Origin of the sequence: Campylobacter sp. CNRCH_2014_2849, from assembly GCF_025772845.1 — a bacterium.
GTDB classification, from domain to species: Bacteria; Campylobacterota; Campylobacteria; order Campylobacterales; family Campylobacteraceae; genus Campylobacter_D; species Campylobacter_D lari_D.
This window is the reverse complement of record NZ_JAKMSW010000019.1, coordinates 1-12,463: the sequence shown is the minus strand read 5'-3', so window position 1 is coordinate 12,463 and position 12,463 is coordinate 1. Positions and strand designations below refer to the sequence as shown.

The window sequence follows — 12,463 nt, the reverse complement described above, 5'->3', positions numbered from 1 at the left end:
TGGGGTATTGGGATTGAAATACAATTGAGTGTTTCTTGAAGATTTTCATATTCATTTATCCAATACAATTGTATTTTTTTTGCCCCAAAGGGTGTAATAAGTGTAAAATATCTAAAATCTTCTATTTTAAGATTAAAAATTTTATCAAATTCGATATAGTTCATTAAGCCGTAATCTTTAAAATCACATTCTTTGTATATAGATTTTAAAAATTTTGGTATTTCATTGACAATGAAAAGTATTTTTATTTTTTCTTTTGATAGATTAATAGTTAGTTCTTTTACTATATTATTTGGATATTCTTGTTTAATGATATCTAATAATTGTTTGTTGCTACAATTTTCCAAGCTATCAAGTTTAATTTCAAAATCTTTTTTAATTTCTAATTTTGTAGGTGTATATTGTAATTTATGCTCTTTATTAGATTGTGGTAGTAGTATATTAACTTCTTTTTTATCTTGAATAATTATTTTAGCAATACCCATAATTTTTGTATTTAAATCTAGTAAAAATTGTAAGTCTTTTTTAGAGATTATGTTTTCTATATCTTTTTTAAAATTATTTAGATTTAAATTTTCACTAGATAAAAATTGTATAAGTTTGTTTAAAAATATAGGTTGAGGAAGTATCATAGCTCGTGTAATCCTAATTTTTTAAGCTCTTCCAAACTCATGGCTCTAATCAAAACCCTTTCTTCTGATTGTATTAAAGAAAATTCTTGTAATTTTTCTAAAGCTTCTTTATACTCTAAATATCCTAAAGGCTTATCTTCGCTAATGCTGAAAAAACTTAGCCTCCATTCTACTTCTTCATCTTCATTATCTAGTTTGAAATTTTCCCAAGGTTCTTTAAATAAAATAGTATCTGTATCTTCACTAAGGGTAAAATTTACTATTGTTCCATTTGGTATTTCATAAAGTTTAGGCATAGCTTCATAAGCTTCTTCCCAACGTTTTTGTAAAAAGTTTAAATCTTCCATAAAATATCCTTGTGTTAAAATAGCATTATAACTAAAAATTTTTATATTAAATCATAAGGAAAGTATTTATATAAAGCTAATCTTATTTTGTTTAATCATTCTGGCACGATTGATAAGAGCATAAAGGGCTAGAAATTCATCGTTAATTATTCTTTCAAAAGTTTCACTGTATCTATCCCATCAAACTCAATACTTCTGTATTCTATAATTTCTGCTTTAGCATTAGTGATAAAAGAAATATATTTATCTCTTTGTTTATCGTGTTTAATACCTGCTCGTGTTGGTTTAGGTGCTTCATCATACCAAATCACTTCTAGATTTTCTTCTTTGATGATTCTTAGTGCTACTTCTTTTGTTAGATATTCTTTAATGTCCTTGATATCATGATATTTATGCCAATAATTTTCTTGCAACATTTTATCAATAGCTTCTTTTTCACTATCAAAAGAATAGTTAAGACTAACACTCCCCCTTTCTCCAACATAGAAAGTTTCATATTTATTATTGTTAGGATTAAACCACATAGTAAGATGATATTCCCCTAAATGTTTATAAGAAGGATACCAAGTTGTATCAATCAACTTTTCTTCTTCTATAATTAGTTCTGCTTGTTATCTTGTCATTTTCTATCCTTTATTATGGTATTTGTTTGATAAAACCTAATAAATTATATAGTTTATAATTGCAATATTTTCATATGATTAATTTTCATATACCATAACTTCACTAAAACTAAAACCTAATAAATTGTTTTCTCTCACTATTTTTCTAAATTCACTTGATACAAAAACAGGTATTTCATCATCTTTAATTCTAAATATATGACTTCCATCAAGTTTTGATTTTTTTAAAACAGCCTTAGTAATACTTAGATATTCATTATTATCACCCATATAAGTATATACAGAATGTTCATAATCTAAAGCCTCAAGTGATTTTGTTACATGCATAATTTTACAATCATAATAATTTATTTCCTGACTTTTAATTTCTACATCTAAATATTGCACACAATCTTTGATTAAATCTTGCATTAAATTTATAAATTTAGGAGAGACTATACGCCAACCACAGTCATTGTGTATAAGATCAGTCAGTATTTTACCATCATCTTTGTCTATTTCAAAACTAGGTGTTTGCCAATTTATAATAGGCTTGGATTCTAAAAGTGTATATTCATCGTTATTTTTTATATCTACAAGATCACAAGAGTGCCAATTATCCACATCGTTATGATTATAGTTATACATCATTTTATAATATCTCATTATTTTCTCTCCTTATAGTATTCTTTATTAAGTAAAGCAGGATTATTTTTGACTTCTTCTTTTAGTTTTTCAAATTCTTTTAAAAATTTATTCTTATCTCCTCTTGCTATTTTATCAATTTTACTCATTTTTTCAAGAATATATTCATGGTATTCATTAGGATGTCTTCCGCGATGTGGCATTTTAACTTTGTTCCAATCTCCATCCAATTCCAAGTTATATTTTTTTGTTATTTTTCGAAATTCTTTAGTAAATTTTTTATTCTTATCAGTAGCAATATGATGGGTTTGAATTGGTGATTGTTTGTTATCATCTCCTATCCCTTCCCATCTTATCTTGTCCCATTTAATCTTAGCAAGAGGATTAGCTTGTATTTTAGCTAAAGCAAATTTAATCTTATTTTTCTTAGGTATAGCTAATATAGGATAACCTTTATTACTTACCCCTATTAAACCCATTTGTAATACAGAATGTTTATGATTTACTTTATGATTTGAATAAGTATGAGCAAATACTAAAGCTACTTTAGTACAAGGTCCTCCTAGCATAGGTGGATTTACACATCCACTTATACTAGCTCCTTGTATTTCGTTATTAAGCATAATAGGAACATTGTCTGATTTTATTCTTTTAGCATTCTTTGCTTTTAAATTAACCTTACCTCCATGTATACACAATAAAGTATTATCTTCTAATATAGGATGCAAACAAGAAGTATCAGGACTTATATTCATAGCTTCTATTCTAGGAAGAGTTATTTTTCTTTTTTTAGCCATAAAAAGCCTTGTGGGTTTTTAAACCCACTAAGATTATATTAAATCATAAGGAAAGTATTTATACTGTTTAAATTCTTCTTTATCCAAATTCATTAGTTTTACAATTGCAGCACCTTCAAGATCCCAGGTATCTAAAGGATCCCTTAACCTTGTATGTTTTTTCATATATTTATGTAAAAACTCAATATCTTGTGTGGCTATAAATTCTTTAATCAGTTCATGTTCTTTGCAAACACATTTGCGTTCTAAATTTAAATTCTTACCCTTAGAACCTATAAAATGTAAAAACCAATCTCTATTGAGTATATCCCTTCTTTTTCTCTCATCTTCTTCTATTAATTCTAGCAAACAAGTAGTATCCATATCTAATAATACTCTAACGCAAAGTTCAATAGCATTTCCCCTGTAATAGCCAATATCCAATCCTGTTTCTAAACGATTTTTTTCTTTTAATAGCATAAGTGCTTCTAAATCTTTTTTAACTATGTTTATATCATCACCACGAGAGTATTTATCTAAAGCAATACATTTTTTTCTATCTTCTATACAAAAAATACAAGTTTGTCTATCTCCAAAAGGAAGTTCTAAAAATATTTTTTCGGATTTTTTGATATCTTCTTCACACTTTATTATATGTTTTGTAAAATACGCTTCATCTTTCTTAGTATCTCTTACCATTTTCTATCCTTTAGGTTTTTTAATTTTATTTGCATCTTTATCTAAATAATGAATGGTTTCTTTGCCTCCTTCATCAACATGAAATAAATCTTTTCTGATTTCATTGCTATTTTTTTCAAGAAGTTCTTTTATCTTTTCTCTATGTTCTTCATCTGCAACACCAAGTCTATTTTTGTCCTCTTCTAATATCCAACTATTACTCATCTGTTTGGTTTTTTGATTTCTATTTAACTTGCTTGTTCCAAACTTAGCTTCTGCGATGATATATTTTGGATTTTTATTGGGGTTATAATAAATTCCATCAATTCCTTGATGAATTTTATCATCAAGTCCTTGAACTTTGTTTAAGCTAATTCTTTTATAGCCTTGATTTAAATAATGCAAATGCATTTTAGCTTCGCCATAATTTCCTTTTTGTTTATTGCTTAATTTATCAATGCCATTTAATTTTTGTATCTTTTTTTCCATATTTGCTAAAACTTTTTTAGCTTCTTTTTGTTGTGCTTGAACTTCTTTTAAAAATACTTGTTGTTTATTTACTTGTTTTCTTCTTTGTGCTGCTTTTAGCTTACCTCCTATCCCTTCCCATCTTATCTTGTCCCATTTAATCTTAGCAAGAGGATTAGCTTGTATTTTAGCTAAAGCAAATTTAATCTTATTTTTCTTAGGTATAGCTAATATAGGATAACCTTTATTACTTACCCCTATTAAACCCATTTGTAATACAGAATGTTTATGATTTACTTTATGATTTGAATAAGTATGAGCAAATACTAAAGCTACTTTAGTACAAGGTCCTCCTAGCATAGGTGGATTTACACATCCACTTATACTAGCTCCTTGTATTTCGTTATTAAGCATAATAGGAACATTGTCTGATTTTATTCTTTTAGCATTCTTTGCTTTTAACTTAACCTTACCTCCATGTATACACAATAAAGTATTATCTTCTAATATAGGATGCAAACAAGAAGTATCAGGACTTATATTCATAGCTTCTATTCTAGGAAGAGTTATTTTTCTTTTTTTAGCCATAAAAAGCCTTGTGGGTTTGAAGTATGCTTTCTAATTGCTCATCTTTAGCATAAAGAAGTTTTTCTTCTAAAGAACAATCAAAATTTGAAGGAAAAGGTTTTATGGTATCCTTGCTTAGAAATTTTTGCCAAAGTATAGAGTTTTTTTCTAATGAGAAATTCCAAAAATCATCTTTGTTATTATAAACATAGTCTTTATAATCTATAAAATTTACAAAGTTGATATTTACATTTTTTTGCTTAGAAAGCATACCTTGTATGTTTTCTTCTTCTGTGTTTTTTGGAATTTTATTATAGTTTTTAAGATAATGATTTATTCTATTGTTATTTAAGTTTTGATTTTCAAGTTCATTTAAAAGTTCTTTAGAATAATAATTTAAAAAATAATTATTTGCATATTCTTCTATATGCTCTTTAAAGCTTCTTTTGCAAATTAAATCATTATAACTAATAGGGTAAGATTTTAAAGTATTATTTTTAGAATTTAATATATAATCATACCCTGCAAAAAAATAAGAAAAATCCATAAAGGCATAATCAGCACTTATGCCTTTACAAAGACTTAAAAAAATATTTTCAAGTTCTAAGATGATTTTGTCTTCTTTGCTTAAATTTAACTCTTTTTGAAGTTGTTCTTGAGTTTTTGAGATAAAGCCATAATTAAGTCTATCTTCATAATTTTTTACTAGATAATTTAAATTTTCATCATTAAGATTAAAAGTAAGGCATAATGAAGAATTAAAATAAATATCATATTTATTAAAGTAGGGTGCTAAATTATCTTTTTCTATAAAAGTATTGATTTGGCTTTGAGAAAAATTTTCTCCTTTTTCATCCCAAAAAGGTAAATTAGGGGAGAGGTTTTTAAGAGTTCCTATTTCACTTAATTCATCCTTTTGATAGTATCGATGTAAAATGTATTTGCTTTTATCCCTACATAAACGATTATAAATTTGAGTATAATTTGAAGGTAAAAAATTTAACCATTCATCCTCACTGTGTAGATTTATACCCTCAAATTGATCAATACTAAAACAAGCTTTAAGTTCTTGCATAGCTTTTAATGTATTTTCTAAATGTTTATTATAAAAATTATTTTCATTGGCTTTTTTAAATTCAAACCAATCTTTGGCATTTAAACGATTACCTTTTAAACTCCAAGCGTCAAGGTATTTTTCATCACTAAAAGTTTTTTTAGATAAAAGATGAAAGCTAACCTGATTGGCACTTAATGTTTGTTTCATTTAAAAGCTTTCAAAGCATCAATTTTTTCACACCATTTGTTAAAGTGTTGACATTTTAATCTTATGTTGTCTATACCAATTTCTTTTGCGATCTTGCTACCATGCAAAACTTTTTTATAGCTAGGAGAAGAAAAAATCTTTTTTAGCCTGTGTGACGGACTTGTTTCCTTGCTATTGTTGATGAATTCTGGATTATTGTATTTTTCGATAATACATTCTAATTCGCAAATGAGTTTTTCATCCCATTCAGCGTCTGCTTCAATGATTTTTGTAATATCACTAAAAAGCAAACTTTCAAATTCATGTGGTTGTATATAGCTAAAAAATTTATTTGTATCGCATTTTTGTTTAATTGCTTCATCAAAATCTTTTTGTATTTTTTCAATATATTCATATATATCAGTATCAGCTTTATTTTCTTTTAAAAATTCATCATCTAATCCATAATAATCAAACATAGTTGTCATGAAAGCTTGTGTATCTTGTTTTAATTTTTTAACAATAAAATCAACCACTCTATCATACGAAAGCGCACCGCCTTTGTGTCCTTTAGATGTAGGTATTGTAAGTGGAGTGAGATAAATTTTGACATTGTGAAAATACGGACTTAAAGTTTCATTGATAAATTTTTCTTCACTTTGTCCTTCGCAAATTACATAGCATCTTATAATATCTGACATTATTTTGGTCTCCCACCTATAAGATTACTAGCCCAAATTTCTCCAAGTGTGTATTCTTCAAGCCAAGTTTGTAGTTTTTCATTGTCCATTCTTGTAAAAATAGATTGATCACCTTCTTTATCTACAACTATAATATCTTGTGCTTCAAAATGATTTATCAGTTCTACAGATTGAGAAGAAATAATGAGTTGTTTTTCTTGAGCTACTCTTTTAATGATCTCGCTTAAAATTTTTAACGCATAAGGATGTAGTCCTAATTCAGGCTCATCGATAATAATTGTTCCTGACATTAGCTCAAAAGGCTGAAGCAATAAAGTAGCTAAGCATATAAACCTTAAAGTTCCATCAGAAAGCATATGTGCTTTAAAAGGAGTATCAGGATCGTTTTTATGATGCCATTCTAATTGTATATTATCACTATTTCTAAAAATAAATCCCCCAAAAAAAGGAGCAATATCTTGTATAGTAGTTAAAATTTGTTCATAATGTTTGTTGTAGTTATCATGGAGCATTTTAAGATAAGCTGCTATATTTTGTGCATCTTCTTTGAAAATAAGATTATCATTTGCATCACATATACTTTTCATTTTAGATGTATCTCCAGTATCATGAAAATGATAAAGCTTCCATTTTTTAATTTCGCTTATAGTATAATCAGCAACTGCTTTGGATCTAGAATATTCTTTTGCTTCAGAAATATTACTTTCGTATACATTCTCTCCTATAATGTATTCGTGAGGACCAAAATAAATTCTTTCTTTTTGTATAAGCATTTTGTTTTCTTGCGTGGCTACGATATTTACTTTATATCTATTTGGGTTAAAAACAAAGTCAAAATGCAATTTTTCGGTTTCTTTTCTACCAAAATACAAAAAACTATCAGGTCCTTTATCTTGTGTATAAAATTGCAAATTTTTATTAAACAATGCATTAAGCATTTTAAATACCGAGATAAAATTACTTTTACCTGCACCATTTGCACCGATTAAGATATTTAAATTTTTAAGTTCAAATTCGGATAAATCTTTTATAGATTTATAGCCTTTGATTGTTATGTTATTTAGCATTTATATCCTTTTGATTTTCACAAAACCTCTTTAACTTTTTTGAAGGTTTTTATTTTCATTAAAAACTTCTTCTAATTCTTCTGCATTATTTAAATTTAATCTTTTTATTACTATTTTATTAGGTGTTGCTCCTTTTATATGATGTAGATATATTTCTTTAAAAGCAGTTTTTATGCTTCTATGTAAATGCCTATGGTAGATAAAGCCACTTCTTGCATCACAATCTCCACCTTTTTCTGAAAAAATTCTCAAACGAGAAGTTTGAATATTTGATACTTCAGACCAATTTTGCTTGTCTTTATCCTTTTCATTTAGGATTTCTACCACCTTTGTTTTTTTCAATCTTTTTGTTTCTTTATTAAACTCACCTACTTTTTTTCCATCGAGTGCTAGTTTTTCATGTTCTTCACGAGTCAATACACTTCCTGTTACATTTTCTGTTAAATGTGTATAATGATTACACACAAAGATGTAATCAAGCTCATATTCTCTAGCGAGTTTTAACTCAAAACTTATTTGTTCTGTTAGACTTTGAACTTGGACATTTTTAACTTCGACTAAACTAGGAATACCATTAATATTTACTAAAAAATCAGGTATGGTATGATTAAAACTATGAATGTTAAAATTAGCATCTAGTTTTCTTTGATTGCTTAAATAGCGTGTAGATCTTTTCTCAAAAAGCAAAGAAGCAACATATTCTCCCGTATCTCCTATGAGTTTAGGTGAAATTTTTTTCTTATTATTTTTTAATTCTTTGCATTTTTTAACTTCTTTTCTTTGCTTTTTCTCTAAAGCTTCCTTAGTTTTTTTAGAAATTCCATCTGCTTTTTTAATGGTTTCAAGCTTATGTTGTGCGGTTTTTAAAAGATCTTTTATTTGTTTTTCTTTACCACCATAAGAAGCAAAGCTTTGCTCATTTTCAAGCATACTTTTAAATTCCTTAGGACTTTGTAAAGCAAAATGACTTGGATGTTCCACATTGGCTATTTTTCTTTGAAAAGTAAGGGTTTTTTGTTTGATATTGCTTAATTCTGAAATGACAAAGCTGCTATTTAAAATAGGCACAGGATCAAAACTAGATTCTCCTTTATCACAGATTAGTCTAGGTATAAGACACCATTTATAACCAGATTCATTCTTGAAAGATTTTTCATAAAATTCTTTCAAGAAATCCTTTGTTACTGTTGCCACGCCATTATCTATTGAAAATGATCTTATATGATTTTTTATATTATCATCACTTGTATAAATATCATAAAATACATCGTATTCATAATCTTTTCTTTTATATCCTTTAGCAGGCAAAGCACCATCTTTTAATTTATCAAATTCTTCATTGATTTTTTCATTGCTTTGAAGTTTAAGTTTTTCAATTTCTTCTTCTTTTTCTTTATTGATTGTTTGTATATATTCTAAAGATTTGCTTTTATTGATGCGATATTCATCTTTTTTTGTTTTTTGCTTTTTCTTCTTGTTTTCTTCTCCTATCATATGCTCTTCTTTAGGTAAATAAAAGGCAAGAGAATAACCACTGATGATATCTACACTTTCAAATTCTTTGATTTTAAATTTCACATCATTAAATTCCAATGAAAAATCCTTTTTTGTTTTTTTATCTTAATTTTTCTTCTTTCTTCTTTCTTCATACATTTTAATTTGTTCTGGTTCTTCTAAGCTTGTATCTATATCATATTCTTTAACCAATTCTTCCCAAGTCTTAGCTCCTGCTTTTTTTAAGATTTTTATGTTTTTATTTATATCGCAAGTATTAGCTCTATCTAATGGGGTAGCAGGATCATAATATTCAATTTTTCCATCTTCAATATCACTTATACCACAATTAGCCGCATTCACATCAGCTCCATATTTGATTAGCACTTCCACACAAGCTCCTATAGGTTTTTCTTCGCTTCCTGCTGCCCCATGTAAAAGGGTTTCTCCTGCATCGCTAAAACTAAATTCATTTTCTGTTTTAATACTTCTCATATTAGGATTTGCTCCTAATTTTAAAGCTTCTTCTAAATAATTTGCATGATTAAACAATATCCAAACATGCAAAGGAGTATCGCCGCTTTCTTCATTATAAGTTTCAAATGTGCATCCTTTTTTTAAAAAATATTCTATTACTTCTTTATTTTTTCCATCTCTATCAATATACCTACTAAGTGCATTAAATCCAAAGCACACTTCATCAGCTTTAAGTCCTAAATTTTCAAAATACTCCATCATTTCAAAACTTTTACTTTTATCATAAGCAAGTCCTGCACAAGCTAAAGTGATAGCAGTATCTATAATAGCTCTTTTATTTTCACTATCCCAATAAGGTGTATAGCATTTTTCAAAAAATATTTCAGGCACAGGATAATCTTTTAAAAATTCTTTAACTTCTTCAAGTTTGTTAGCCTCTACAAGATCATAAAATTCTAAACATAATTCTTCTAAATATTCTTCTGAAGAATTTTCTTCAAAATTTATTAATTCTTCTAATGTTTTCATTGTTTTTCCTTTCTTTGTAAAATGAGTTTTAATCTTTAACAAGTGATTTTAGTATTTTATAAATCTCACTTAAATCATCATGATAAAGCACATTTTTAATAAACCAATCCTTAAATTCATCTTCACTTACTTCATCATAAGGTATGCCAGTATCTTCTTCAAAAGCAACTTCGTAGTTTTCTGGATCTAAATTATTATATGCACCTTCCATAAAATCATCTATATGATTTTTTACTGCTTCTAGGAGTTCTTTATTAGGTTTTGTGTCTAAAAATGCTTTGAAATCATCTAAGCTTTCTAAAATATCGGTATTAAAATCCATTGTTTTTCCTTTAATTTTTATCCTTTCTTCTTTCTTCATACATTTTAATTTGTTCTGGTTCTTCTAAGCTTGTATCGATATTGTATTCTTCAACCAATTCCTCCCAAGTCTTAGCTCCTGCTTTTTTTAAGATTTTTATGTTTTTATTTATATCGCAAGTATTAGCTCTATCCAATGGAGTAGCAGGATCATAATATTCAATTTTTCCATCTTCAATATCACTTATACCACAATTAGCCGCATTTACATCAGCTCCATATTTGATTAGCACTTCCACACAAGCTCCTATAGGTTTCTCATCAGATTCTGCAGCTCTATGCAAAAGGGTTTCTCCTGTATTAGTAAAGCTAAATTCACTTTCTGTTTTAATGGCTCTCATATTAGGATTTGCTCCTAGTTTTAAAGCTTCTTCTAAATACTTCACTTCTTCGCCGCATAATATCCATTCATGTAAAGGAGTGCTGCCGCTTTCTTCATTATAAGTTTCAAATGTGCATCCTTTTTTAAAAAAATACTCTATTACTTCTTTATTTTTTCCATCTCTATCAATATACCTACTAAGTGCATTGTATCCAAAGCACACTTCATTGGCTTTAAGTCCTAAATTTTCAAAATACTCCATCATTTCAAAACTTTTACTTTTATCATAAGCAATTCCTGCACAAGCTAAAGCGATAACAGGATCGATAATAGCTCTTTTGTTTTCACTATCCCAATAAGGTGTATAGCATTTTTCAAAAAATATTTCAGGCACAGGATAATCTTTTAAAAATTCTTTAACTTCTTCAAGTTTGTTAGCCTCTACAAGATCATAAAATTCTAAACATAAGTTTTTTACATATTTATCTACATCTTCTTCTAAAGATAATATTTCTTCTAATGTTTTCATTGTTTTTCCTTTAGTTTTTTTATAAATTGGGTTTCTTTGTGATTTTAGTTTTAATTTAAAAAAATTGCTTTTAATCTGCTCTCAAATCACCTCCTTTTACCCTTAAACCTTTATCATCTATAATTACTTGCATTTTTCCTACTTGAAGTATAATCTTATCTTTTGTTTGTGTGATGGTGGTATTTTCACCTACTTGAGAGATGATTCGTTTTTGTGCTATTAAAGTGCTTTCTTTATTAGCTAAAGTATTTATTTCATCAGCCGTAAAGGAACAATTATTTTTAGCTTTAAAACTAATAGAATCATCAGCTTCAGCTTTGAAATACTCATTTGTTTCTATGCTTAGATCTTTTTTGGAGTGAAATTTTATACTTTGATTGGTTTGAAGCACATAAGAACCTTTTATGGTTTCATTTTTATTATGTCCTATTCTTTGGATAAAATCATTTTTGATATCTTGCTCTAGGTTATTGTTGATGATTACTCTTTTATCATTTCCTATTTTTTCTTCATGATTTTGTCCGATATTGACTTCATTACTAATTCCTACATTCAAAGTATTACTTAAACCCACATTAGTATCTTTAGAAAGCAGGGTATTTTCTAGATACTGCGCACCTACATTGACATTTTTAAAACCTATGATATTTTGCATATGTCCTAAAGTAATAAATTCGGTATATAAAGCTCCTACTTCTGAGGTTTTGTTATTTTTTATAGTTTGCTCATAGTTATTGCCTATTTCTTCTTTATAATCTTTTTGTGCTAAAATGTAAAATTCTTCCTTGTCTATATCATTTTTTAAAGTGATTTCATTTCTTGCTTTTGCATCGGTATTATCTTTTCCTATAGTAGAATTAGAGATAGTTAGATAATGTTCATTTTTATAATTTAGATTATATTCTGTATTTTCTTGTAGTTTAAGTTCATCTAAGCCTTTATTATACATAGGTATAGCACTTAGATAATTTAGTGTTTGTCCAGCGATTTCTCTTTTGTATCTTGGGTAGTTATATTGTGGCATAGT

At 27.4% G+C, this 12,463-nt stretch carries 15 protein-coding genes; all 15 read right to left on the bottom strand.

The features are described from left to right. Positions 1–632 (bottom strand): hypothetical protein (locus L8X33_RS08290; protein ID WP_263670454.1); only part of this gene is annotated, 632 nt, incomplete at its 3' end. Continuing rightward, complete coding sequence (locus L8X33_RS08285) at positions 629–979, bottom strand: hypothetical protein (protein ID WP_261545372.1); 351 nt, start codon at positions 977–979, stop codon at positions 629–631. The genes L8X33_RS08290 and L8X33_RS08285, both read right to left, overlap by 4 nt. Positions 980–1,125: 146 nt before the next feature. Next, on the bottom strand, positions 1,126–1,560 hold the full coding sequence (locus L8X33_RS08280; protein ID WP_263670453.1) for a hypothetical protein: 435 nt from the start codon (positions 1,558–1,560) through the stop codon (positions 1,126–1,128). A 120-nt stretch (positions 1,561–1,680) separates the two neighbouring features. After that, positions 1,681–2,247, bottom strand: a complete 567-nt coding sequence (locus L8X33_RS08275) for an imm11 family protein (protein ID WP_263670452.1) — start codon at positions 2,245–2,247, stop codon at positions 1,681–1,683. After that, on the bottom strand, positions 2,247–3,023 hold the full coding sequence (locus L8X33_RS08270; protein ID WP_263670451.1) for an AHH domain-containing protein: 777 nt from the start codon (positions 3,021–3,023) through the stop codon (positions 2,247–2,249). Before L8X33_RS08270 ends, L8X33_RS08275 begins: the two co-directional genes overlap by 1 nt. Before the next feature lie 33 nt (positions 3,024–3,056). Further along, positions 3,057–3,701: a DUF1911 domain-containing protein gene (locus L8X33_RS08265; protein WP_263670450.1), complete on the bottom strand. Its 645-nt coding sequence runs from the start codon at positions 3,699–3,701 to the stop codon at positions 3,057–3,059. Positions 3,702–3,704: 3 nt separating this feature from the next. After that, on the bottom strand, positions 3,705–4,736 hold the full coding sequence (locus L8X33_RS08260) for a hypothetical protein (RefSeq protein WP_263670449.1): 1,032 nt from the start codon (positions 4,734–4,736) through the stop codon (positions 3,705–3,707). Next, positions 4,729–5,979 carry a hypothetical protein gene (locus tag L8X33_RS08255; protein ID WP_263670448.1) on the bottom strand — a complete coding sequence of 417 codons (1,251 nt, stop codon included), beginning with the start codon at positions 5,977–5,979 and terminating at the stop codon, positions 4,729–4,731. The genes L8X33_RS08260 and L8X33_RS08255 overlap by 8 nt, the downstream gene beginning before the upstream one ends. After that, the gene (locus L8X33_RS08250; protein ID WP_263660865.1) at positions 5,976–6,659 is read right to left on the bottom strand and encodes a DUF4276 family protein; all 684 of its coding nucleotides are present in this window, start codon (positions 6,657–6,659) and stop codon (positions 5,976–5,978) included. The genes L8X33_RS08255 and L8X33_RS08250 overlap by 4 nt, the downstream gene beginning before the upstream one ends. Beyond that, entirely contained in the window at positions 6,659–7,726 is a 1,068-nt protein-coding gene (locus tag L8X33_RS08245) for an AAA family ATPase (protein WP_263670446.1), read from the bottom strand. The genes L8X33_RS08250 and L8X33_RS08245 overlap by 1 nt, the downstream gene beginning before the upstream one ends. A gap of 30 nt (positions 7,727–7,756) precedes the next feature. Beyond that, entirely contained in the window at positions 7,757–9,319 is a 1,563-nt protein-coding gene (locus L8X33_RS08240; RefSeq protein WP_263670444.1) for a putative toxin, read from the bottom strand. 27 nt (positions 9,320–9,346) lie between these two features. Next, entirely contained in the window at positions 9,347–10,225 is an 879-nt protein-coding gene (locus L8X33_RS08235; protein ID WP_263670443.1) for an ankyrin repeat domain-containing protein, read from the bottom strand. A gap of 28 nt (positions 10,226–10,253) precedes the next feature. Further along, positions 10,254–10,547, bottom strand: coding sequence for a hypothetical protein (locus L8X33_RS08230; RefSeq protein WP_263670441.1), 294 nt, complete (start codon positions 10,545–10,547; stop codon positions 10,254–10,256). A 10-nt stretch (positions 10,548–10,557) separates the two neighbouring features. Then, entirely contained in the window at positions 10,558–11,436 is an 879-nt protein-coding gene (locus tag L8X33_RS08225) for an ankyrin repeat domain-containing protein (RefSeq protein WP_263670440.1), read from the bottom strand. A 70-nt stretch (positions 11,437–11,506) separates the two neighbouring features. After that, positions 11,507–12,463: bacteriophage T4 gp5 trimerisation domain-containing protein (locus tag L8X33_RS08220; protein ID WP_263660008.1), on the bottom strand; the 957-nt coding region annotated here is incomplete at its 5' end.

What these genes read in the sequence shown, in the direction of transcription:
- L8X33_RS08285 (WP_261545372.1), bottom strand. Translation starts at nt 979, where the DNA reads ATGGAAGATTTAAACTTTTTACAAAAACGTTGGGAAGAAGCTTATGAA.
- L8X33_RS08275 (WP_263670452.1), bottom strand. Translation starts at nt 2,247, where the DNA reads ATGAGATATTATAAAATGATGTATAACTATAATCATAACGATGTGGAT.
- L8X33_RS08270 (WP_263670451.1), bottom strand. Translation starts at nt 3,023, where the DNA reads ATGGCTAAAAAAAGAAAAATAACTCTTCCTAGAATAGAAGCTATGAAT.
- L8X33_RS08265 (WP_263670450.1), bottom strand. Translation starts at nt 3,701, where the DNA reads ATGGTAAGAGATACTAAGAAAGATGAAGCGTATTTTACAAAACATATA.
- L8X33_RS08260 (WP_263670449.1), bottom strand. Translation starts at nt 4,736, where the DNA reads ATGGCTAAAAAAAGAAAAATAACTCTTCCTAGAATAGAAGCTATGAAT.
- L8X33_RS08255 (WP_263670448.1), bottom strand. Translation starts at nt 5,979, where the DNA reads ATGAAACAAACATTAAGTGCCAATCAGGTTAGCTTTCATCTTTTATCT.
- L8X33_RS08250 (WP_263660865.1), bottom strand. Translation starts at nt 6,659, where the DNA reads ATGTCAGATATTATAAGATGCTATGTAATTTGCGAAGGACAAAGTGAA.
- L8X33_RS08245 (WP_263670446.1), bottom strand. Translation starts at nt 7,726, where the DNA reads ATGCTAAATAACATAACAATCAAAGGCTATAAATCTATAAAAGATTTA.
- L8X33_RS08235 (WP_263670443.1), bottom strand. Translation starts at nt 10,225, where the DNA reads ATGAAAACATTAGAAGAATTAATAAATTTTGAAGAAAATTCTTCAGAA.
- L8X33_RS08230 (WP_263670441.1), bottom strand. Translation starts at nt 10,547, where the DNA reads ATGGATTTTAATACCGATATTTTAGAAAGCTTAGATGATTTCAAAGCA.
- L8X33_RS08225 (WP_263670440.1), bottom strand. Translation starts at nt 11,436, where the DNA reads ATGAAAACATTAGAAGAAATATTATCTTTAGAAGAAGATGTAGATAAA.